The following is a 23,258-nucleotide window of genomic DNA, read 5'->3' on the forward strand; positions in this document are numbered from 1 at the left end:
CATCCTCAACGCCGCATCAGGTTGCGCCGCTCGACCGGCGTCAGTTGCTCCAGCTGAGCGGCGTCCAGCGCCATCTGCCCGACCACCTGCAAGGCACCGCGTCCGCCGTCGCCGGCCGCCTTGTCGTCGCGCCGCGGGGCTTCGTTCGCGGGCAGGGGCTCGTTGCCGAAGCCGAGCACCCGCACGGTGAAGACCGAGGGCAAGGCCTGGCGGCCGGCGGCGCGCTCGCGCTGCACCACGTCCTGCGCGGCCATGGCGGCCTGCGACGCCGCGGCGCTCGCGCTCGTGAGCGCGCCGATGTTCACGGCCACGACCACCGGCAGGCCCCTGGATTCGCCCTTGACCTGGATGTTGTCGGCATTGAGCACCTGCAGCGCCGCGATGTTGAGGTTGCCCGCCACGCGCACCCCGGCATCGCCGGCGTTGACGGTGCCCTTCGGCGCCACCAGGTCGACGTCGCCATCGCCCACGGTGCCGATGCCGCTGCCGCTCATGTCGGACTTCTCGCGCACCACGGTCACGCCGTCGAGGTCGGTGACGACCTCGGCGGCCGAGGGCACGCGCACGGTCTTCGAGCCCTTGCCGGCGTCGATGTCGCCCACGCTCGACCAGAGGATCTGGTCGCTGCCGCGGTCGGTCGCTGCGGGCACGAAGGACAGGATGCGCGAGCGGTTCACCGTGACGTCGTCCTTCGCGAAGATGCCGATGTGGCCCGAGGCCAGCGTCACCAGGCCGTAGCCGTCGGGCACGGTCGCGCCGAGCGCCGCCACCTGCAGCCCGCCGCCGGGCGTGAGCACGTCGATGTCGCCACCGGCCATGGTGCGCAGCATCAGCTTGTTGGCCGCCACGTTGCCCTGCCAGTCGCTGCCCGGGAACAGCGTGGCGATGGCCGCGTAGCCGCGGTTGTAGCCGCCGTTGCGCGGCAGGCCTTCCACGCCGGGCTCGTTCTGGTCGCGCCCCGCCTCGCGCAGCTCGAGCAGGTAGACCTGGCGCAGGAACTGCTGGCGCGCCAGTTCGGGCAGGGCCTGGAAGCGGGTCCAGGCCTCGAGCGGCGCGAGCTTCTCGCCGGTCATGTCGAGCATGTACGACACCAGGCCGCGCCGCACCACCTTCTGCTGGCCGCCGGCGCGGGTCTCGGCCAGGTCGCTCAGGTACAGCGGCAGCACGCTGCCGTCGTCGCCGCGCACCTTCAGGTACTCGGGCATGGACGCCACCTTCGACGGATCGAGGTAGGCGGCGCTGAAGGCCTCGTAGGCCGCGGGCCGGTTCATGCCCGCCATCACAGTGATGGAAGCGCCCTGCTCGGGCAGGCCGTTGACCTGCGTCAGCAAGGCCGGGCGGTTGGCGCCGTCGTAGCGCTGGTTGCCCAGGGTCTGGATCTTCAGGTCGTCGGCATACACGTCGCGCCCGGCCGACAGCACCAGCGCGCCGGCGCCCTGCACCGACACGTTGCCGGTGTTGTCGGTGAAGGCATAGGGGGTGCGCACATAGGTCATCGCCAGGATGTCGTTGCCGGCCTCCAGCAGGGTGGTGTCGCTCGCATGCACGTTGCGCGCGCTCAGGCGCACGCCGCGGATGTCGGTGCCGGCGCGCAGCCAGGTCTGCTCGCTGGCCATCACGTCGGCGCCCAGGATCGAACCGCCGGCCGCGTAGATGCGGCTGGGCTCGTAGTCGCCCGCCAGCGCCAGGCGATCGGGGTTGCCCTCCTTCTGATAGAAATCCTGCCGGGTGCCCTGGAAGTAGGCGCCGATGTCGTTGCGCAGCAGGGCCTCCATCTGCACGCCGTACAGGCCGCCCAGCGGCGCGAAGGCCGTCGGGATGGTGGCGGGCGTGGCGCGCGCCATCACCACCTCGGCGTACGGCTCGTTCTGGTAGGTGCTGTTGAACTCGGCCCGCCCCACGGCCATCAGCGCGCTGAAGTTGCGGTTGTCGAAGCGCACGTCCTTCTGCGCCATCAGGCGCACGTCGTTGGTGCTGCCGGGCATCACGTACATCGGGCCCTGCAGATCGAGCGAGCCGTTCATCGCCACCGCGTGCGTCAGCGCGGGGTAGCGGTTGGCGCCCATGCCGACCAGGCCGTCCGCGGGCGTGGTCGCATCGGTCAGCACCAGGTCGCGGAAGGCGAACACGGCCTGGTTGACCAGCGTCACGTCGCCGCCGGCCGAGGCCAGGCTGAGCGCGCTGCGCTCGGTGTAGCCGCTCATGTAGGCGCCGTAGTCGCGCATCCGGCCACTGGGGCTGTCGGGCACGTAGCCGTCGCCATAGCGCACCAGCAGCGGATCGATCACCGACTGCAGGCGCAGGTCGCCGGCGGTGCGCAGGCTCAGCGTCGCATCGCCGAGCGCGAGCACCGGCGCGATCGGGAACACCTGGGTCTGCGCGCCCGACCTGGCGACCGTCACGTCGAAGCCGACCGCGGTCTCGCCGGCCGTGATCTCGCCCGCGCCGCGCGCCACGTAGTACTGGCCGCCGCGGATGGCGCCGCCGGCATCCACCGTCATCGCGCCGCCGTTGCGCACCTCCATGTGCATCGCCTCGCCCGGCGTGCGGCCGCCGCGCATGCGCATGTTGCTGGTCAGCGCGACCACCAGGTTGCCGAGGTCGCCGCCCGCGCGCACCTTGACGTTGCCGCCGCCGAAGGCGGCCACGCCCTGCTGGAATTCGCCGTAGTTGATCCACCAGCTCGACTGCTGCGCGCGCTCCATGATCGGAACAGGCTGGCCGTCGACGTAGCCGTTCTCCAGGCTGTATGGGCCGAACGCCAGGTTGCGGTCGAGGTTGCCCTGCCGGTTGAGCCACTGGGTGAAGCGCTGGCCCGACAGCTGCGCGCTGATGCTGCCGCGCGCGTCGATGTCGAGGTTGCCGCCGCCCACGCCGTAGCTCGCGTCGGCACGGGCGGTGGTGAAGTCGCTCCAGGCCGTGGTGTCCCTGCGGCCCGCGGTGTAGATCACCGAGTCCTTGTGCGCCAGCGTCAGGTCGCGCCCGGCGCGCACCTCGATGTCGCCGCTGCCGGTGCGGATCAGCTTGCCCGCGCCGTTGTCGACGGCCGGGTCGGTGCTGGTGTTGGCGCTGCCCACCACGATGTTGCCCTGCCCCGCGGCCAGCGCCGCCAGCGGCTTGAGCGCGAGCCCGTTGGCCGAGTCGAGGTCGCCGCCCGCGACCAGGCGCAGGTTCCACGAGGCCGGTGCCTGCAGCACGCCGCCGCGGTCGGCCCGGTCGAAGCCGTCGCTCAGGTGGCCGCCGACGATCAGGTTGCCGCCCGCGCGCAGCGTGAGGCTGCCTTCGCGCGCGCCGGCGAAGTCGCTCATCAGGTTCCAGTCGCTGCCGAGCACGAGGTCGCCCGCGCTGCGGATCTCGATGCCGGGCATCACGGCCATGCCGGTGCCCAGGCGCGCGCGCACGGCGTCGGCACCGGCCGCGAAGGCATTGGCATCGGCGACGGCCTCGGCCTTGACGGCATCGACGCGGTCGCTGTCGTAGCTGCGCACGCCCTCAAGCACGCTCGATCGCGCACCGGTCACCTCGAGCGCCAGCCGGGTCACGGCCAGGTCGGTGTTGGCGGCGTTGCGTTGCGCACGCAGCCGCACCGCGCCGGCGTCGCCGCCGGCCACGTCGATCGCGCCGCCGCGCAGGTCGAGCTGGCCGCCCGCGGCCTCGAGCGTGACGCGGCCGCTGCCCAGCTCGGTGGTGGCGCCCGCGAGCAGGCGCGCGCCCTGTTGCATCGCCACGCCGTTGCCGCCGGTGATGCGGATCGCGCCCCCGTAGGCGGCGCGCGCGTCGACCGTGCCGACGATGTCGATGCGGCCCTGGTCGGTGGTGAGGCCGAAGTCCTCCACCGTGGTCGTGCCCGCGAGCACCACGTCGCCCTGGCGGATGCGGAACTGGCGCGAGCGGTTGAAGCCGGCCTCGTTCAGGCGCTGGCTGAAGCCCGCGAAATCGGGCAGCGCGGCGATGTCGAGCGAGAACGCGCCCGCATGGCCGCCGGTGCCGGCCTGCGCGGCGATGGCGCCGTCGAGCACGACGGTGCCGCCGCCCGAGGCGGCCAGCGTCAGCGTGCCGGCGCTGCCGCCGGCGGCATGCGCCGCGAGGTCGAGGCGGCTGCCGGTCTCCAGGCGCACGTCGCCGCCCACCGCCGACAGGCCGATGCGGCCCGCGTCCGCGTATTCCGCCATGTCGAAGAACTGCTTCGCGAAGCCGCCCACGTCGACCCGCGCGCCCTCGGCCAGCACCACGTCGCCGGCCGTGGCCGTCATGTCGACGCTGCCGCCGAGCGCCACCGCGCGGGTGGCGAAGCGCACGCTGCCGCCGCTGAGGCTCAGGCGCGAGCCCAGGCTGGCCTGCAGGCTCTGCGCGGAGCGATCGTCCGGCGCGCCCTCGCCTTCCAGTGCCTGCAACGCGCCGGTGGTGACGATCGATTGCGCCGCGCCGCCGCGCCCCGTGAGCAGCGGCGTGCGCAGGGTGAGCGCGCTGGCGCCGACGTCGATGCCGCCCGTGCCCTCGGCCACGATCTGGCCGCGCCCCGCCAGCGTCACGTCGGCGAAGCCCGAGACGGTCTTCTGGCCCGCGCCCAGGGTCAGCGTGCCGGCGTCGAGCATGAAGCTGCCGCCGCCCATGCCGCCCGCCGTGGCGGCGCCCAGCGTGTTGACCAGCGCGATCGCGTCGCCGCGGATCACGATGTCGCCGTTGCCGTGGCCAGCGAAGCCCGCGCCGTCGAGCGTCAATGCGCGCAGGCCCGACGCGCCCAGGTCGACGGAACGGTAGAAGTCGAAGTTCGAATAGCTGCGCAGCGTGAGGCGCTCGGAGTTGGCCAGTTGCGCCAGCGCCGCCGCGTCGAGCACCAGCCCCTCGGTGCCGCCGCCGAAGCCGACGCGGCCCGAGGACACCGACAGCGCGCGCCCGGCGATGCGCGCCGAACTCGCCAGCTCGGTGGTGCGCGTGGCATCGATCAGCAGCGCCGCGCCGCCCTCGAGCACGGCCCCCGCGCCGATGCCGACCAGCCCGCCGGTGCCGATGTCGACGTTCTCGCGCCGCACCGCGATGGCCTCGCCGTTGGCCACGCGCACCAGCGCGCCCCAGTCGCGCGAGGGCGTCAGCAGCACGTCGTCGCCCACGCCCGGCGTGCCCTTGGTGTCGTAGACCGCGGCCTGCCGCGGCGTCATCACGAGGTCGCTGGTGCCGCTGCCGGCATTGCCCACGGCGCGCAGCACGCTGCCCGCGTCGATCGCCACCCGGTCGGTGGCCGCCAGGATGATCTCGGGGCCCGCGAGCGCCGAGTCCGCGCCGTTGCGCAGCACGATGTCGGTGGCTGTCACGTCGACGCGCGTGCCCAGCGGGTCGCCGGTGCGCGTGCCGCCCACCAGCAGGCTGCCGGCACCGAAGCCCGACAGGCTGGCCGCGTCGATCACCAGGTAGCCGTCGGCGCGCAGCGTGCCCGCGTCCTGCGCCGCGCCGACGATGGCGATGCGGCTGCCCGCGATGTCGACCAGCCCGCCGCGCCCGCCGGCGTCGGGGGACGAGCGCAGCGTGCCGTCCAGCGTCAGGCGCTGCGTGGCATCGAACACCACCGCGCCACCGTCGCGCGGCAGCCGCGGCGTGACGACGTCCTGCCCGCTCAGGCGGTACTGCGTCAGCTTGAAGGCGTCGGACGCGAAGAAGTCGTTGGCGAAGGCCTCGTTGTACTCGGTGTACTGGCGCAGCGTGGCGCCCGACATCACGCGCCATGCGGAGGCCACGCTGTCCTGCCTGCCGCCGAGCGCGTTGCCGCCCTTGCCCTGCATGAGGATGCTGCCGTCGGGCGCGACCGCGCCGGCCGCCACCGGGCCGGCCCACGGCGTGCCCGTGGTCTGCACGGCGAAGGCGCCGGGCAGCATGGCGTAGCGCGCGGGCAGCAGCGTGTACCAGCCGGCCGCCAGGCCGCCGCCGCCCGCGAGCCACACGCGCTCGCCGGCCGCCGTGCCGCTGGGCGGCGCGGTGCTGCCGTAGCCCGGCAGCACCGCGTACATGCCCGGCGTGGCCAGCACGTCGTGCGAGCCGCCGGGGCCCGGCACGAACTCCCAGGCGTACAGGTCGCCGCCGCCGGCGATGTCGACCACCGCACCCTTGGCGAGGTCGACGTTGGGCGCCTTCATCGCGATGCGCTTCTCGGGCGGCGCGACCAGCGCGCTGTCGGAGGGCAGCGCGGTGTTCAGCCGCTGCGTCGGGTCCTGCCAGTGCTCGTCGTTGGACAGCGTGCCGTAGGGCACCACCAGGCCCCGGCCCGACACGGAGGTCAGGCTGTCGGTGCCCAGGGTCAGGCGTTCGCTCGCCTCGAGCGCGATGGCGCCGAAGGGCGCGCGCAGCACGCCGTTCTGGTCGATCACCGGCGCCTCCAGCCGCAGCGTGCCGCCGGCCGAGAGCGTGGGCGCGCCCGCGTCGCCCAGGCGCTCGACGGCAATCGACTGGCCCGCGCGGATGACCGCCGTGGTGGCGGTGGCCGGATAGACCTGGCCGGCCCGCAGCACCAGCCGGCCGTCGACGTCGAGGCCCACACGCAGGCTGTCGGTGGTGTTGATCTGGCTCGGCACCTCGGCGCCCAGGCGGATCTCGTCGGCCTGCAGCAGCGTGTTCGCGAAGCCCGCGATGCGCGTGCCAGCCGCGCCGTCCAGCGCATCGCGCCCCACCTCGAGCAGGCGGGCCTCGAGCGTCAGTTGCCCGCCCAGCTTCGCCGCGTCGGTCCACTGCGCGGCGGTGTAGGGCGCGCGCGCTTCGAGCGTGATGCGCGGTGCCGACAGCCGCGCGCTGCCGCCCGTGGCGCCGTTGGTCAGCGTGCCCATGAGGTTCAGCGCGCCGCGCACGCCGAGGTCCACGCCGTTGCCCAGCGTGATCGTGCCCGACTGCAGCGAGACCGTGTCGAAGCCGCCCGCGCCCAGCGAGCCGGCCGCGATGCGGATGGTCGGCTCGACCTGGATGTCGGGAATCACGATGTGCTTGCTGGCCGCCGCGTCGGAATAGAAGTAGCGGTTGAGCAGGCTGACCACCGCGGCGCTGATGGCGGGGTTCACCTCGGACGGGTTCTTCATGCCGCCCGAGCCGGGCGCATCGAGGTCCACCACCACCTCCATGCCCGTCTGCACCTGGGTCTTGAGGCCCAGGATGGCCAGGCGCATCGCGGCCGTCAGCTTGAGCGGCTCGGTGCCGTACTCGTCGAACAGGTCGAGGTCGGGAATGCTGGCGTAGGAGGCCGAGCTCTTGATCGCGCCCGTCACGGGGTCGCGCCAGTAGTAGGAGCGCCCCGGCAGCACGACCGGGTCGCCGCCCGATTCACCGCCGGCATCGACGATCGACAGCGAACCGCCCACGGCCGTGGGGCCGCCGGCCTTGCCGACCATCGCCGAACCCACCACGCCGGCGCCGAACAGGCGGATGCTGCCGCCGTCGCTGTCGCGCACCACGCTGCGCACCTCGGCACCGCCGAAACGCCGGTAGGTCGGCTCGTCGAACTCGCCGCTGGCGCCCGAGACGTCGATGCGCGCGCCCGGGTCCAGCGCCAGGGCCGCGCCCGTCACGCCGTTGCTCAGCACGATGTCGCCGCCCGGCAGCACCTCGCCCGTGCGCCAGCCGCGCGCATCGGGCCGGATCACCGGCACGCCGCGCGCCAGCAGCTGCGCGCCCGAGGCCAGCGCGATCGACTTGCCGTTGAGTTCGATGCGCCCCGCGGGCGCCTCCAGCGTGCCGTTCACCGTGAGCGCGCCGGCCACGGCGGACAGCGTCAGCGCGCCGCCGACATCGGTGCGCAGCACGGCACCGGCGCCGACGTCGATCGAGCCGCTGTCGACCACGAGCCTCAGCGAGGCGGGCGCGCGCTGCAGGCGCTCCTCGAGCCGCAGCTCGCCCACCGGCGCCAGGCTGGCCAGCCGCGCACCGGTCTCCAGCTCGCGGTAGGCGAAGGCGCTGAGGTCGATGCCCTTCACGGACTGCGACACGCCGATGTCCTCGGGCACGGCGATGCGGCCGCCCTCGGCCGCGGTCACCCGCACCGTGACGTCGCCGAAGCCGCGGTCGGCATACAGCGTGGCGGGAAGCACCAGCACGCCCGGCGCGGTCGGGGCATCGGGCGCGGCAGGCTCGGCGGGTTCGACCGGCACGGGCGCCGTGCCGCCGATCTGCACATTGGCCTTGGTTTCGAGCACCAGCCGTCCGGCCGAGCCCGCGGCATAGGCGCGGATGTCAAAGGTCGACAGGTCGGTCTTGTCCGTCAGCCCGCTCAGCGTGAGCGAGCCGGCATTGCCCACGCGCAGCCCCGGCAGGCCGTTCTTCGCGCGGTCGACGCGGCCGCCGCCCGACACGTCGAGCACCGCGGCCGGATCGACCCGCAGCTCACCCACCTGCAGCGCGATGGCGCCGCCGTCCATGGCCCAGCGCGCGGGCGCCATGCCGTCGCGCCAGGCGTTGATCCACTGGCCGCCGACGTCGAGCCGGGCCTCGGCGCCCAGGGTCAGCGGGCCGTCCATGGTGCCGAGCACGATGCTGCCGCCCGGTGCGCGGATGGCGCCGTCGATGCGCATCGGGTTGGTCGAGCGGTCGCCGCCGCTGGCGATGAAGGTGGCGCCCGGCGACAGGTCGAGCGAGGCGCCGGACTCCAGCACGAAGCCGTAGTCGCCCGAGATGTTGAGCACGATGCGGCCCATGCCCGAGCGGCTGAGCACCTCGTCCGACAGGAAGGTGACCTTGCCGATCGCCTGGTTGGCTGCCTCGGGATCGGGCTGGGCCTCGTAGGCGCTGTCCAGCGTCGAGCCGGCCTGGAAGGCAGCGTCGAGCCGGTGCGGGTCGCGGGCGATCACGATGCGGTTCGGCGACCACGGCCGGTCCTCGACGCTGCCGCCACCCAGTTGCAGTTCGCCGCCCGCGTTCTTCGTCGGCTGCTTCTGCTGCCGATCGCCCACCACCACGCCGCCCGCGTAGTCGCCTTCGAGCACCATCGCGCTGCCCGCGAAGATCTGCACCGCGCCGGCCTTGCGACCCTCGGTGTAGCCGGCCTCGACGCTGTCGCGCCCGATCACCGCGCTGCTCCAGCTGTCGGACACGCCCCAGCGCGCATGGCCGTCGGTGTAGCGCCCGGCGATGCCGGTGTAGCTGCCGTCGGGCAGCGCGCGGTCCATGGTGTAGACCCGGCCGTCGGCGCCCATGAGCTTGGTCGCCGTGTTCAGGCCGTCGGTGTAGCGCACCGAGCCGCCCGACACGTCGAGCAGCGAGCCCGCGCGGGTGATGACCGAGCCGCCCGCGCGCATCGTGATCTTGCCGGCATCGGTCGACAGCTCGTTCAGGTCGGTCATGCCCACGCCGACCCAGCCGGTCACGTCGCCCAGCGGCGTGCCGGCCCAGCTGCCGGGCAGGTAGTTGCCTGCCGCGTCCTTGACCCACAGCACGCCGGCCATCGGGCCGTCCTCGAACACGCCGCTGGCGCGGCGATCGACGATCACCTTCTTGCCGCGCACCCATGCGTTCAGCAGCAGCGGCGAGTCGCGCAGCTCGTTGATGCGCAGCTCGGCCTCGATGAAGTTGCGCGCCATCGGCACCGCCGCGCCCTGCAGGCCGGCCACGCTCAGGTAGGCACCGCTGTCGATGTAGATGCGGCTGCCGTCGCCCAGGCTGTCGGGCCGGTAGCCCGGCAACTGGGTCGGCAGCGGGTTGGCCGCCGACTCCACGCTGATCGTGCCCGAGGGCACGAGCACGCCCGCGCCCGCCTGCACGTCGATCAGCCGGCCGTACAGCCCGATGGCGCCCGGCTTGTAGCGCGTGGCCAGCGCGGTGGTCTCGATCTCGCTGGTGTCGGAGGCGTCGGGCAGGATGCGCGTGACGCTGCCCTGGCCCAGCGTCAGCGTGCCGGCCTGCCAGCTCAGCAGGATGTTGCTGGGGTCGTCGTTGACGTAGATGTGCGTGCCCTGGCCCCAGGCGCGCAGCAGGATCGAGCCGCTGCGGTTGTTGAGCGCGGTGGTCGCCAGCGCCACGCCGTTCTGATGCACGTCGCGCGCCTGCAGCGTGATGTTGCCGCGCTCGGACTGCACGATGCCGCTGTTGGTCACGTCGTAGCCGACCGCCTCGGCGCGCGCCGCCATCTCGGGCAGCACGTGCTGGGCGATGGCCTCGACGAAGCCGGGGTTGAACGGATCGGTGCCGGTGCGCATGGCGCTGCTCACGAAGGCCCACGGCATGGCCCAGCCCGGCGCGGCCGCGGCGGCCACGTCGAGGCCGCGGATGGCGTTGGCATCGATGGAACCGTTGGCGGTGGTGTTCCGGACCGTGTTGAGGAAGACGTTCTCGCCGGCCGCGAGGATCACCTGCCCGTCGGGCGCCGAGATGCGCCCGGCGTTGTGGACCTTCGGCGCGAACAGCATCACCTTGCCGCCGCTCGCCACCTCGAGCCGAGCGCCGGCCTGCACCTGCACCGCGCCGGGCGCCGCGCCCGGGTCGAAGCGATCGACGCCGCCGAGCCGGTCGGGCGCCGTGCCGTTGCCGGGCACGTAGCTGCCGTAGATATCGGGCGCGGCCGAGGCGAAGGCACCGAACTGCGGGATCGCGAAGTCGTTGGCCTGGCCCGTGGCGTCCTTGAACACCTGCGCGTTGTTGATGCCGAGGTTGAACTGCTTGTCCGACAGCGCCAGGCTCGAGGCCACCAGCGTGCGCGTGTTGACCTGGCTCGAGCCGGTGAAGACGATGCCGTTGCGGTTGATCAGGTAGACCGACCCGTCGGCCTGGATCTGGCCCGCGATCCGGCTCGGCCGGCCGCTCGGGTCGTTGATGCGGTTCAGCGCGATCCATGCATTGCTGCCGTCGGGCTTCGCCCCGCCCTTCTGGTCGAACTGCACCGTGGTGTTGCGGCCGACGTTGAAGCTCTCCCAGTTCAATATCGCCTTCTCGTCGGTCTGCTCGATGCCGACCACGGTGCGTCCGCCCGCCACGGTCTGCACCGGCGCGCGCGCGTTGAGCCAGCCGGCCGTGAGGCTGTTGGTGTCGACCTTCAGGCCGCCATCGGCCAGGCCCTCGGGAATGTCCGAGCCGCCGTCGAGCGCCGCCTGGCGCGCCGCGTCCTGGGCCGCCTGCTGCGCCGCGATGCCGCGCGCGGCCAGGTTCAGGTTGTCCATCGAGCGCCGCAGCTGGGCGTTGTCGCGCTGCTGCAGCGCGAGCGGGTTCGTCAGCGACGCGGCGGGCGTGCCGTCGGGCATGCGTCCCGTGGCCGCGGCCATGCTCTGCGCCACGTTCTTGCTGGCGAACCAGGCCGGCCCGAAGGCGCGCTGCGCGTGCGCGCCCTGCATGACGCCGCCCGCGGCGAGCATCGCCGCGAGCGCATGCGCCAACGGCTTCAGCCGCAGCGAGAAAGTGGGAGCGCCCGCACGCTGGCCGCCGAGAGAAATACGCGTGTTCATGTGATGCCGATCCAGTCAGGTGAATGCCGCAGTTCGAGTCCTGCGCGCCGCGACCTCCAGGTCGACAGCGCTCCTTGACTAGACCGCCGGGCAGCGCGCGATCGGCAAGCTTTTCTTTTGAAGCTTTCGTGACAGCGCGGCGGGCCCTCGTCGCGTCGCCGCTTCAGCCCAGCAGCACCACGCCACCGGGCAGCGAACGCACCTTCAGGCCCAGCGACTGCTTCATCTGCACGATGGCCAGGTCCAGCCCGCCGATCTGGAAGCGCCCCGTCATCTGGCGCGCCGCCAGCTGCCCGTCGAGCAGCACGACCTGGCCGGGGCGGTAGCGGTTGATCTCGTCGATCACTTCGCCCAGCGGCGTGTCGACGAAGCGCAGGTAGCCCTCGCGCCAGGCCACGCGCCGCGCGAGCTCGGCGCCCGCGAGCGTCGCGACCGGTCCGTGCGCGCGCTCGTCCCAGTCCAATTGCTGCTGCGCCTCGAGCAGCACGCCGCCCGCGGCATGCGCCACCTCGAGCCGACCTTCGAGGCAGACCACGACCACGCGCGCGCCCTGGCGCCGCAGCGCGAACAGCGCATGCGGGCCCAGCGGGCCGGGCCGGGCCGTGAGCCGGCCCGCCCCCGCTTCGACCACGGTGCGGATGCGCGCGTCCCGCACCTCGATGGCCGCCTCGCCGGCGATCAGCTCGATCTCCTGCAGCGGCACGCGGCCTTCGCGCACCACGATGCCCGAGCGCGTGTTGAGCTCGACCGTCACGCCCTCGGCGAGCGCCACCTTGCGGCGTTCGCCGATGCCCGTGCGGTGGTCGGCGCGCAGCTCGCCCAGCGAAGGCCACAGGCCCAGCGGCGGATGCACCATGGCCGCGGCCGCCACGGCCGTGAAGCCCAGTGCACCGCCGAACAGCGCGCGCCGGCCCGGGGCGAAGCGCGGTTCGCGCTGCGCGCACTGGATCGTCGACGGCTGCGACGCGGACGGCGCGCGGGCCGCCACCAGTTGCCCCGCGGCACCCAACAGCGTCCATTGGCGGCGCGCCGCGGCCAGCGCGGTCCGGTGCGCGGGGTCGGCCTCGCACCAGCGCCGCATCGCCGCGCCATCGGCCTGCGTCATGCGACCGGCCGCGACCTGGCTCATCCAGGCGATCGCCTGGCGCTCGATGGCGTCGGTCGTTTCGCGCGGGGGCATCGATCCGGGATGTGTCATGTTCGGCAAGGCTTCACCCACTAGACCGCCGGCGCGAACGGAATCGGCACGCTTTTCATTTTTTTTCCCTGTTCCCGTGCGCCATGCAGTGCTCGTGCGCACGCTTGAGCTCCAGGCCGATCAGCCGCGCCGACACGCCGAAGCGAGCCGCCGCGGCCTGGTTGGACAGCTCGTCCACGCGCACCGCGAGAAAGATCGCGCGCCGGCGCGGCGGCATGCCGTCGATGACCCGCGCCAGCGCCTCGATCTCGTCGCGCGCCGCGGCCACCTCGTCGGGGCCGGGGGCCGGATCGACGAGTTCGTCCATCAGCGCGCCCATGTCGTCGGCACTCATGTAGCGCCCGTCGCGCTCGATGCGGTCGAGCGCCACGTTGACCGCCATGCGCATCAGGTAGGCGGCCGGATTGGTCAGCGGGCCCGACGATTCCTTGCGTTCGTCGAGCCGCACCCAGGTGTCGTGCAGCGCGTCGCTCGCCAGCTCGACCGAGCCCAGGCGCCAGGTCAGGCGACGCTTGAACTCGTCGTAGCGCTGGGTCAGCAGCTCGCGCAGCGCCCCGAGGCTGTTGGCGCTCATGCGAAGCCCGTGGCGGCGCTCATGGCGCCGCGGCCCGGCCGGCGCCCGGGCACACCGGCACCGCATCGGCCGTGCGCGCGCGCAGCAGCAGCACGAAGGGCCGCGCCGGATCGGCCGGCGCCTGCCCCACGTCGACACGGCGCAGCGTCTCGACGATGGCGCCGTCGCGCGCCCGGTCGCCGGTGCTGTCGAGCAGCCGCACCTGGGCGGCACGGCCACCGGTGTCGACCTGCACGCGCAGCGCCAGGCGGTAGCTGCCGAGCGCGAGGTCGCCGCGCTCGCACAGCGCGCGCAGCAGCCGCGATTCCAGCAGTTGCTCGTAGCCGCGCTCGGCGGCAACCGCCGGCACGGGTTCGGGCGGGACGGCGTCGTCCGGCCCCGCGGGCTGCAGCACGAAGGACTCGGGCGCGACCAGGCGTGCGACGAGCCCGCTGCCTTCGAGCAGGCGATGCAGCGCCTGCTCGGGTGCCATGCGGCCGCGCACCGGGGCGGCGCTGCGGCCCTCGACCAGCTCGGACGGGAAGAACACCGACATGCGCGTGGCCGCGTCGTAGCGCGCCAGCGCGTCCTTGAGCGGACCGCCCGGCAGGTCGAACAGCGTTGGCACGGCCTCGGCCCGCGCCGCGCCCGCGGCCACGCACAGGCCCATGACGGCCAGCCAGCACGCGAGCAGAAGACGGCGGGCGTGAAAGGCAGGGGCTGGCCGTGCGCGGCGGAGCGGCCCGGGCGCGCCGGCGAGCGTGTGCATCTGCGGAAGGTCCACCGTGAGGAGTTGCGCGGCGGATGCTAGGCAGCCGCGATGACCTTCGGGTGACAGCGCCACGCCCGCGGCACGCGCGGATGCCGCTCACCACGCCGCTCGCGCGCGAAGGCAGCCGGGCGCTGGCTGGCGAGAAAGCGCGAAAAGAAGGGGCTGGGGCTCGGTCATGGGCGGGCGGTCGTGAAGGCTCTGTGCCAGAACGATCGAGGCGCCGCGCACCTGTTGTTTGTCACGAAAATTTCACGCAGCGCCGCCGCGACCGCCCTTCCCGCTCATCCGCAGCGCGGCTCGCCCGCGCGGGTGCAGATCGGCACGAAGATGCGCGTGCCCGCGCGCTGCACCAGCAGCGCCGCCGTGCCGTCGGCCGTGTCGAGCTGCTGCGCCAGCGCCTCGGCGCTGTCGATGGGCTGGCCGTTGAGCGCCAGGATCAGGTCGCCCGGCTGCACCCCCGCGCGCGAGGCCGCCGCGTTCACGCGCTGCACCAGCAGGCCGCCCTCCACGCGCAGCAGCTGCCGCTCGGCCGGCGCCAGCGGGCGCACCGCGAAGCCCAGGCGCGACGGCGCGCTCGCGGCGCCGGTCGCCAGCGGCGGCGTCTCGAAGCCGTCGACGCGCACCTCGAGCACCTGCTCCGTGCGGTCGCGCCACACCATCAGGCGCACGCTGTCGCCCGGCGTCTGTTCGGCGATGAAGCCCAGCGCATCGGCCGCCTGCACCACCTCGCGGCCTTGCACCGCCAGGATCACGTCGCCCGGCCTCAGCCCGCCGGTCTCGGCCGCGCCGCGCGGCTCCACGTAGTTCACCAGCGCGCCGGCCGGGCGCGGCAGGCGGAAGGTGTCGGCCAGCGCCTGCCCCACCTCCTGCACCGACACGCCGATGCGTCCGCGCGTGACCTTGCCGGTGGCCAGCAGCTGGTCCTTGATGCGCATCGCCGCGTCGATCGGAATCGCGAACGACAGGCCCTGGTAGCCGCCGCTGCGGCTGTAGATGCGCGAATTGATCCCGATCACCTCGCCGCGCAGGTTGAACAGCGGCCCGCCCGAATTGCCGGGGTTGATCGGCACGTCGGTCTGCAGGAACTGCATGTACTCCGCGCCCGGCAGCAGGCGCCCCTTCGCGCTCACGATGCCGGCCGTGACCGAGTTGCCGAAGCCATAGGGCGAACCGATCGCCACCACGCCGTCGCCGGGCTCCACGCTCGAGGGCTCGCCGATGCGCACCGTGGGCAGGCCGCTCGCATCGATCTTGAGCAAGGCCACGTCGGCCACCGCGTCGAGCCCGACCAGGCGCGCGCGGAACTCGCGCCGGTCCGGCAGCTTCACCGTGATCTGCGTGCCGCGCGCCACCACGTGCGCATTGGTCAGGATCAGCCCGTCGGCGCTGATGAGAAAGCCCGTGCCCAGGCTGGCCTGGTCGGTCTCGGCGGGCTGCGGCTGCGCGCCGGGCACCAGCAGCAGCCAGCGGTCGCTGAGGCGGCGCGCCGGCGCCGAAGGCCGCTCCACGCCGATGTGGACCACGGCCGGCCCGTAGCTCTTGACCAGTTCCGCGAGCCCCGAGCTCGGCCACGGCATCGCCGCCTGCAGCGGCCCGCCGAACGCCAGCCCCGCGAGCGCGACGGCCAATGCCGCGCAGAAGCGCCACGTCCGCGTGCTCGCTCCGGCGGCGCGCGGCGAGGGTCTGGCGGACGAAACGGTCATGGCGGTCTTTCAGGAGCAAGGTGGGCCCAGCCGCACGATGCGCCGACGAACAGGGTCGAGGCGCGCGGACGGGGCAGGCCTCGAAGACAAGACGGTCCGGGGCGGGGCGGACTGCGCTTTGTCATGAAAATTTCATGAAAGGCCGGGCGCCGACGCTGCGTGCTAACGTCGACGCCAAAGGGGCCTCGGCCGAGGCCCCGACCACTCCGACGAAGATGGGATCGATGAGCCTGACCCGCGCATGGTCGCGCCTCCAGTCACTGCGCGACCAGCCGGCCCGCAGCGACGTGCTGCTGACGCGCGCGGCCCTGATCCTCTGCGTTCCGATCATGCTGGCCTACGGCTGCGCCGGGCTGGTCTATGGCGAGCTGCCGATGCTCACGCCGTTCGGCTTCGTCGAAATGCCCGGTGCCTGCGCCTGGCTCACGGCCGCGATGGCCTTCGCGCTCGCGGTGCTGGCAACCGACTGGCTGGTGCGCGGCGAGCTGGCCACCCCGCGTGCCTCGGTGATCGTCACGACGCGCTCATGGCGCGTGGGCGATCCGCCGATGCCCGCCCTGCCCCCGCATGTGTGGCCGCAGCCGCGCAGCTCGCCGCTGCGCATCGCCTGCCTGGGCATCGCGGCAGTGGCCTGCGCCTCGGCGCTGGTGGGACGCGCCACGCTCGCGCTGGGCTGGCAGGCCTTCGCGCGGCCGGGCGGGCTGGCGCCGAACGCGGAATGGCCGCTCTATCCGCTGCAATGGCTCTGGCCCTGGTTGCTGCCGCTGACCCGCCGCCCCGTGGTGCTGGGCACCATCGTGGTGGGCGCGGTGCTGCTGCTGGCCGCCTACCTGCTGGCGTGGCGCAAGGTGCGCGGTGCCTGGCTGCCGTTCATCACGATGCTGCCGCTGCTGGTGGCGGTCCATTTCCTCGGCGCCGCCGGCTTCGACTTCGCGGCCGCGCGCGGCCTCGGCGGGATCGTCGAGCCCGAGCTGTCGGCCGCGCTGGCGCAACGTGCCGGGCACTACAACATCCACACCTTCCTGAGCCTGTGGTGCGCCATCGGGGCGCTCACGGTCGGGATGATCGGGGGCTTCTGGCTCGAGGCCTCGTCGGTGTTCGAAGAAGACTGAGCGGGCGCCGGCGCGAGCGGCTCAGGTCCTGCGCGCGATCCGCACGATGGCGTCGTAGATCTCGTGCTCCGCGTCTGCCGGCTCGATCTCGCCCGCGGCCGCCGCGAAGGACACGGCCTCCGCCGTCCCCAGCATCGCGCGCATGCCCGCGAGCGCGAGCGGCTGCTTGGCAAAGGGCTGCAGCGCATCGCGGCACTTGGCGAGGAACAACGCCTCGTGCTCCTTCTTGAGCGCATCGAGCTCGGGCGAGCCGGCCAGCGCGGCGCTCACGCCCGGCATCTCGCGGCCCATCTCCATCACGCAGTTGAGGTAGGTGGCGGCGATCACCTTGGCCACGGCCGGCAGCGACCGGGCCGCCAACCGCAGGGCCTCGTCCATCAGCGCGTGCTGCCGGCCGTCGTACTCCTCGTAGAGCACGCCGAGCAGCCCAGTGCGCGTGCCGAAGTGGTCGTAGACCACGGGCTTGGTCACGCCCGCGCGCTCGGCCAGGTAGCCCAGCGTGAGCGCGTCGGTGCCTTCGCCGCGCACGATGGACCACGCCACGTCCAGCAGCTGGCGGTTGCGTTCCTCCTTGGGCAGGCGCTTCTTCGCCGCGACTTGCACGGCCGGTTTCGTCGGGTTGCTTGACATCCTTAAACTACCAAAGGTAACCTACGAAGCGTAGACTACTAAAGGTAGTTTACACCCAGCCTCAAAGGAACCACCCCCCATGCATGCCCTCATCGTCGTCAGCCATCCCTCCCCGCAGTCGCTTACGCACGCCGTCGCGCGCTCGTTCGCCGAAGGCGTCGAGGCCTCCGGCGACCACAGCACCGAGATCGCCGACCTCGCCGCGGAGGGCTTCCAGCCGGCCTTCAGCCAGGCCGATGCCACCGCCTACCTGCTGCAGGCGCCGCTGCCGGCCGACGTGCTGCGCGAGCAGCAACGCATCGACCGCGCCGACGCGCTGGTGCTCGTCTATCCCGTCTACTGGTGGTCGTTCCCGGGCCAGCTCAAGGGCTGGATCGACCGCGTGTTCTCCAACGGCTGGGCCTACGACGAGCGGCCCGACGGCTCGCTCGGCAAGCGGCTCGGCCACCTCCCGATCCACCTGATCGGCATCGGCGGCGCGGACGGCGGCACCTATGCGCGGCACGGCTACGACAAGGCGATGCGCACGCAGATCGACCATGGCATCTTCGATTTCTGCGGCGCGCCGGTGCTCAGCTCGGAGTTCCTGGTCGATGTGAATGGGCAGGGCGGGGCCGCGCACCTGGTCACCGCGCGGGGGCTTGGCAGCCATGCGTTCTCGAAGGGCGCCGCGGCCGGTGGCAAGCGCGCCGAGGCGGTCGAGTTGGCGCCATCGAACTAGGCTCGGGCTTCGATCGAACCTGGGCGCCCCGAGGTCAGGACTCGAAGGCCGCGCGAAGCGACGCCTCCACCTTCGCGTCCTCGATCTCGGGCAGCAACATGACCACGCCCTCGCTGGCCCATTGCGTCAGGGCATCGAGCAGCGCCAGGCCAGGCGGAAGCCATGGCGAACCCGGCGTGGCCTCCTGCACCGCCGCCAGGCTCGGCCCCCGGCGCAAGGTATCGGCGCGCTGAACGATGAGGAAACGGGACCGCGTGGCCCCGTTGCCGAGCCACAGCCCGCCGGGCGCGAGCAAATATTCGCCACGGGGCGATCGCATGTAGGTGGACGCGTCGCTGCCGAAGAACAGCCGTCCGCCATCGAAGTCGGCGAGGTACTCGTAGTCCCCCGCGAGCAGGCCGTACTCGGTGTTCTTACTCGAGCGGGACCATGCGATCGACTCGGCCAGCTTCACGCGCCGCGGTTCGCCGACACGCGCCAGCGACTTCGCGTCCACGAAGGCGTATTCCCCCTGCGGCGCCGCCCATGCGGCGACAGGCAGCGCGGCGATGCCGATGAGCAGTTGTCGTCGATCCATCCGGATTCCCTCTAGACCTTCCATGAAGCCACCCCTTCTTTCTGGCTGGATCATGGCATGCCGCCTCGACCGGTCGAGGCGGCGCTCCCCGCCTAGGACGGCTTGCTCTTCAAGCCTTTCAACACCGTCGCGAGAACGGCCGTGGCGGCCTGCGGGTCGGACGTCTCCACCGACACCCAGAAACCGTGGATGCGGAAGCGAGACACATACGCGATGTAGTGGATGTATTCATCGCTCCCCTCGATGCGACCGAGATAGGAGATCTCCGCCGATGTCTCGTCCTCGTTCATCCGGACGGAGTCGTCGAGAAAATGGATCGTGCGGCCGCCCCTCACCTGGCGTTCGAGCTTTTTCCGCTCGCGGACCACGTCGGCCGCGACCGCGTAGATCTGCCCCTCGCGCACGGAGACCAGGTGCTCGGAAATCACCAGAGACGCCAGCGGCTCCTTCGAGATGAAGCTCCACACGCCCTCGCCACGTACCTCGGTATCGATCCAGTTCTCGGCCAGGTTCAGTTCGAAGTTTCTCGCTTCGACCCGCGGCGCGCTGTGACAGGCGCCCAGCAGGGCGAGCAGAAAGACGAAGACGAAGCGCACGGTTCCTCCCGCAGTTTTCTGGATGCAAGGTGCGAACGAAACTGCAGGCAGGCAACGCGCCCGGATCCCCTCAGCCCTTCGCCAGCCGCCGCCGCGCCTTCACCGCCGAAGCCAGCCCCTCGAGCACCGGCACCGTCTGCGCGAAGTCGATGCAGGCATCGGTGATCGACACGCCATGCTTGAGCGCCACGCCGGGCTTGAGGTCCTGCCGCCCTTCCTCGAGATGGCTCTCGATCATGAGGCCGGTGATGCGCCGCTCGCCGCCCGCGATCTGCGCCGCCACGTCTTCCGCAACCACGATCTGCCGCTGGTGCTGCTTGCTGCTGTTGCCATGCGAGACGTCGATCATGACCTGGGGCCGCAGGCCGTTCGCCAGCAGCGCCTGGCAGCTGGACTCGACATCGGCGGCCGAATAGTTGGGCGCCTTGCCGCCGCGCAGGATCACGTGGCAGTCGTCGTTGCCGCGGGTTTCGAAGATCGCCGCCATGCCCATCTTGGTCATGCCCATGAAGGCATGCGGCGCGCGGGCCGCGAGGATGGCGTCTGCCGCGACCTTGACGCTGCCGTCGGTGCCGTTCTTGAAACCGACGGGGCAGCTCAGGCCCGAGGCCAGTTGCCGGTGGCTCTGGCTCTCGGTGGTGCGCGCGCCGATGGCGCCCCAGGCGATCAGGTCGGCGATGAACTGCGGGCTCAGCAGGTCGAGGAACTCGGTGCCGGTCGGCAGGCCCAGCGTGGTCAGCTCGAGCAGCAGGCGCCGCGCGCGCTCCAGGCCCTCGTTGATGGCGAAGCTGCCGTCCAGGTGCGGGTCGTTGATGTAGCCCTTCCAGCCCACGGTGGTGCGCGGCTTCTCGAAGTAGGCGCGCATCACGATCAGCAGGTCGTCCTGCAGCGAATCGGCCACCTTCTTCAGGCGCTGCGCGTACTCGATGGCCTGGTCGTGGTCATGGATCGAGCATGGGCCGACCACCACCACCAGCCGGTCGTCGCGGCCGTGCAGCACGTCGGCGATCGCGGCGCGGGCACCCTCGACCAGCGCCAGGGTGTTGTCGCGCACGGGCACGCGCTCCTGCAGCAGCGCGGGGGTCATGAGCGGGCGCACGGCGCCGATGCGCACGTCGTCGATCCGGGTGGTGTCGAGCGTGCTGTCGCGGGAGCCGATTTCGGCGTCGTGGAGGGGGTCGTCGAGGCGGGGCATGGTCGTGGGGTGGTGTCGGGGGAGCTCCCGCGATTGTCCTCTCGAAAATGCCCACGGCCTCCCGGGCCCGCATCCGGATAATGCGTCGCCCACCACCGCAGGAGACGAGGATGGAGACACAACATGGGACGTGAAGCGACCTGCCAGGCGCGCGTCTGCGACGAATCGGCCGAGGTCAAGGCCCTGCTCGAATCGACCGAGCTGATCCTGCGCGGCGCCATCAAGCGCCGCTATGCGATCGCGGCTCTGGCGCAGGTGCAGGCCACGGCCGGCGAGCTGCGCTTCGAGGCGAACGGCGAAGCGGTCGCGCTGGCGCTCGGCGACACCGAGAGCCAGCGCTGGGCCACGAAGATCGCCACGCCGCCGCCCTCGCTCGCGTCCAAGCTCGGCGTGGGACCGGCGCAGCCCGCGTTCGTGCTCGGCCGCGTCGACGATGCGGCGCTGACCGAAGCGCTGCGCGGCGCGCGCACCGACGACGCGGCGGCCGCGCATTCGGTCGTGGCCGTGGTCCGCAGCGACGCCGAGCTCGCGGCCACGCTCGAGGCGCATGCCGCGCTGCCCTGCCCCGGGCTCTGGATCGTCCATCCCAAGGGGCGCGGCGCCTCCATCGGCGACAGCGCGATCCGGCAGGCGCTGCGCGAGCGCGGCTATGTCGACCACAAGACCTCGGGAGTCTCCGAGGCGCTCACGGCCACGCGCTACGTCCGGCGCTGAACGCTAGAAATACCGCGCCCGCCGGTCGTCGCGCGGACCGACCGCGAGGTCTTCCGACAGCCCCTTGAGCACGGCAAAGCCGGCCTGGAGCGCATCGAGGTAGGTGGGGAATCCCGCCGCGGCTTCGAGCAGGCGCTCGTACTCGGGCGAACCGTCGAACGATTCGAGCAGCACCCAGTAGTACTCGCTCGTGTCGTGCTGTTCCACCGTCAGCGCGATGGAGATGAGAGGGCCGAACATGCGGGGATGCTGGCAGCCCCGCATGACGGTCTGAAGAAAGCTAGATCTTCAGGACGGGGAAGGATTTCACGAGGTCGTCGAGCGACTTGAGCTGTGCCATCAAGGGTTCGAGCTGGTGCAGCGGCAGCGCGCTCGGTCCATCGCACTTGGCCTGGGCCGGATCGGGGTGGGCCTCGATGAACAGGCCCGCGAGGCCCAGCGCCATGCCGGCGCGCGCGAGGTCCACGAGCTGCTCGCGGCGGCCGCCCGAGGCGGCGGCGCCGGCCTCGCGCTGCTGCAGCGCATGGGTCACGTCGAAGATCACGGGCAGGTCGCCCGTGGTCTTCTTCATCACGCCGAAGCCCAGCATGTCGACCACCAGGTTGTCGTAGCCGAAGCAGGTGCCGCGGTCGCACAGGATGATCTGGTCGTTGCCCGCTTCCCTGAACTTCTCGACGATGTTGAACATCTGGCTCGGGCTCAGGAACTGCGGCTTCTTGATGTTGATGACGCGGCCGGTCTTGGCGAGCGCCACCACCAGGTCGGTCTGGCGCGCGAGGAAGGCCGGCAGCTGCAGCACGTCGACCACCTCGGCCACCGGCGCGGCCTGGGCCGGCTCGTGGACGTCGGTCAGCACCGGCACGCCGAAGGCCGACTTCACCTCCTGCAGGATGCGCAGGCCCTCGTCGAGGCCGGGGCCGCGGTACGAGTGGATCGACGAGCGGTTGGCCTTGTCGAAGCTTCCCTTGAACACATAGGGAATGCCGAGCTTGCCGGTGACGCGCACGAACTCCTCGGCGGTGCGCAGCGCCAGGTCCTTCGACTCGAGCACGTTGACGCCGCCGAACAGCACGAAGGGGCCGTCGTTGCGCACGCCGATACCGGGGGGGATGGTGACGTTTTTCATGGGGAGCTCCTGTCCTGAATCTTGGGGCCTATTGTCGGCGCTCCCGGCGACCGGGCTCCAGGCCGGGGCTCAGGGCATCTTCACGGCGATCTGCGACAGCCCGCGCAGGTGGCGCGGCCCGAGGCGCGCGTCGTTGGCCGAGATCAGGCACAGCGCGCCCAGGTGCGGCTCGAGCGGGCCACCGTTCTTCTCGTACAAGACCAGCGCCTTCTCCCCGATGGTGCTGTTGTAGAGCTCGTTCCAGCTGAAGATGGCCTGGTAGCCGTCGTCGCCGAGCGCGACCACCACGCAGCGCTTGAGTTCCGAGCGCGGCCGCTCGGAAAAGCCGCAGGCATCGAGCACGTCGACCAGCCGCGCGCCCGCATAGCTGTCGACCTGCGCCACGGCGCGGCCCGAATAGCACAGCACCTGGGTCGGGCCGAGGTCGTGGCGCGCCATGCGCTCGAGCGCCTCGCGCGCGAACGCGGCCGGCCGCGGCACGCCGCCGAGCACGTGCAGCAGCGCGCTTGCCGGCGGGTTCGGACTTTCGCTCGCGGCGCGGCGCGGCTCCACGGGCACAACGGCATCCAGGCTCATCGGGGTTCCTCGGTGATCAGCAGGCGACAGGCCGGCATTCTGCGCGGCGCATCCGGGCGGCGCGATCCGCGCCGGCGTATGAGCCCCATCCACGAAATGCGATTGCGCGATATTCCGGCCGACATAGCGAACGCCGAATCTACCGCCGATCCGATGTCCCTGCCGCCGCTCACAAGGTGTGAAGAAACCGTAGCGAGCGCCCCGAGGTCGCGCCGAGGACCGGAGCCGTACTCTGTACGGTGAGGACCGCAGGTGCGAGATCGGGGCGCGCAGTAGGTTTATTCACACCTTGTCAGAGGGTGTATTTGAAATAAACACTCACACGTTATCCTCGTCCCATACGCAATGCTGCAACGCAGGAGGTGACGAGTGGGGACGACGAC

At 72.1% G+C, this 23,258-nt stretch carries 15 protein-coding genes; 3 read left to right on the top strand and 12 right to left on the bottom strand.

Translation table 11 applies throughout. From position 1 onward, the window contains the following. Window positions 1-5: 5 nt before the first annotated feature. The 5 genes from BM109_RS33140 to BM109_RS33160 form a co-directional block, all read right to left on the bottom strand. Entirely contained in the window at window positions 6-11,402 is an 11,397-nt protein-coding gene (locus tag BM109_RS33140) for a filamentous haemagglutinin family protein (protein WP_093352618.1), read from the bottom strand. A gap of 163 nt (window positions 11,403-11,565) precedes the next feature. Further along, on the bottom strand, window positions 11,566-12,600 hold the full coding sequence (locus tag BM109_RS33145; protein ID WP_093352620.1) for a FecR family protein: 1,035 nt from the start codon (window positions 12,598-12,600) through the stop codon (window positions 11,566-11,568). 55 nt (window positions 12,601-12,655) lie between these two features. Further along, the gene (locus BM109_RS33150; protein WP_093352623.1) at window positions 12,656-13,174 is read right to left on the bottom strand and encodes an RNA polymerase sigma factor; all 519 of its coding nucleotides are present in this window, start codon (window positions 13,172-13,174) and stop codon (window positions 12,656-12,658) included. A 19-nt stretch (window positions 13,175-13,193) separates the two neighbouring features. Further along, window positions 13,194-13,823, bottom strand: coding sequence for an STN domain-containing protein (locus BM109_RS33155; RefSeq protein WP_093352625.1), 630 nt, complete (start codon window positions 13,821-13,823; stop codon window positions 13,194-13,196). A gap of 383 nt (window positions 13,824-14,206) precedes the next feature. Further along, a complete protein-coding gene (locus tag BM109_RS33160; protein ID WP_256222928.1) occupies window positions 14,207-15,628 on the bottom strand; it encodes a trypsin-like peptidase domain-containing protein in 1,422 nt (473 codons plus the stop codon). Between the two features lie 224 nt (window positions 15,629-15,852). Here BM109_RS33160 and BM109_RS33165 point away from each other — a divergent pair, with 224 nt between their 5' ends. Beyond that, a complete protein-coding gene (locus BM109_RS33165) occupies window positions 15,853-16,740 on the top strand; it encodes a hypothetical protein (protein WP_093352627.1) in 888 nt (295 codons plus the stop codon). Window positions 16,741-16,761: 21 nt separating this feature from the next. Here BM109_RS33165 and BM109_RS33170 read toward each other — a convergent pair whose 3' ends face one another. Next, window positions 16,762-17,370 (bottom strand): TetR/AcrR family transcriptional regulator, encoded by a 609-nt coding sequence (locus BM109_RS33170; protein WP_093352630.1) that lies wholly within the window; start codon window positions 17,368-17,370, stop codon window positions 16,762-16,764. A 79-nt stretch (window positions 17,371-17,449) separates the two neighbouring features. Here BM109_RS33170 and BM109_RS33175 point away from each other — a divergent pair, with 79 nt between their 5' ends. Beyond that, on the top strand, window positions 17,450-18,091 hold the full coding sequence (locus tag BM109_RS33175; RefSeq protein WP_093352632.1) for an NAD(P)H-dependent oxidoreductase: 642 nt from the start codon (window positions 17,450-17,452) through the stop codon (window positions 18,089-18,091). Window positions 18,092-18,125: 34 nt separating this feature from the next. On the opposite strand, the gene BM109_RS33180 is transcribed toward BM109_RS33175, so the two are convergent. From BM109_RS33180 to BM109_RS33190, 3 genes are all read right to left on the bottom strand, one after another. After that, the gene (locus BM109_RS33180; protein ID WP_143129306.1) at window positions 18,126-18,722 is read right to left on the bottom strand and encodes a hypothetical protein; all 597 of its coding nucleotides are present in this window, start codon (window positions 18,720-18,722) and stop codon (window positions 18,126-18,128) included. A gap of 38 nt (window positions 18,723-18,760) precedes the next feature. Beyond that, the gene (locus tag BM109_RS33185; RefSeq protein ID WP_093352638.1) at window positions 18,761-19,264 is read right to left on the bottom strand and encodes a hypothetical protein; all 504 of its coding nucleotides are present in this window, start codon (window positions 19,262-19,264) and stop codon (window positions 18,761-18,763) included. Window positions 19,265-19,334: 70 nt separating this feature from the next. After that, window positions 19,335-20,459: a 3-deoxy-7-phosphoheptulonate synthase gene (locus BM109_RS33190; protein ID WP_093352641.1), complete on the bottom strand. Its 1,125-nt coding sequence runs from the start codon at window positions 20,457-20,459 to the stop codon at window positions 19,335-19,337. Window positions 20,460-20,582: 123 nt separating this feature from the next. Here BM109_RS33190 and BM109_RS33195 point away from each other — a divergent pair, with 123 nt between their 5' ends. Continuing rightward, the gene (locus BM109_RS33195; protein WP_093352643.1) at window positions 20,583-21,173 is read left to right on the top strand and encodes a hypothetical protein; all 591 of its coding nucleotides are present in this window, start codon (window positions 20,583-20,585) and stop codon (window positions 21,171-21,173) included. A 3-nt stretch (window positions 21,174-21,176) separates the two neighbouring features. Here the strand turns inward: BM109_RS33195 and BM109_RS33200 are convergent, their stop codons facing one another. From BM109_RS33200 to BM109_RS33210, 3 genes are all read right to left on the bottom strand, one after another. After that, window positions 21,177-21,413 carry a hypothetical protein gene (locus tag BM109_RS33200; protein WP_093352645.1) on the bottom strand — a complete coding sequence of 79 codons (237 nt, stop codon included), beginning with the start codon at window positions 21,411-21,413 and terminating at the stop codon, window positions 21,177-21,179. A gap of 40 nt (window positions 21,414-21,453) precedes the next feature. Next, a complete protein-coding gene (kdsA, locus tag BM109_RS33205) occupies window positions 21,454-22,299 on the bottom strand; it encodes a 3-deoxy-8-phosphooctulonate synthase (protein ID WP_093352648.1) in 846 nt (281 codons plus the stop codon). Window positions 22,300-22,368: 69 nt separating this feature from the next. Beyond that, window positions 22,369-22,875, bottom strand: a complete 507-nt coding sequence (locus BM109_RS33210; RefSeq protein ID WP_093352651.1) for a hypothetical protein — start codon at window positions 22,873-22,875, stop codon at window positions 22,369-22,371. Window positions 22,876-23,258: the final 383 nt, after the last annotated feature.

The sequence above is a fragment of the Variovorax sp. PDC80 genome (assembly GCF_900115375.1).
In the GTDB taxonomy this organism is placed as follows: Bacteria; Pseudomonadota; Gammaproteobacteria; order Burkholderiales; family Burkholderiaceae_C; genus Variovorax.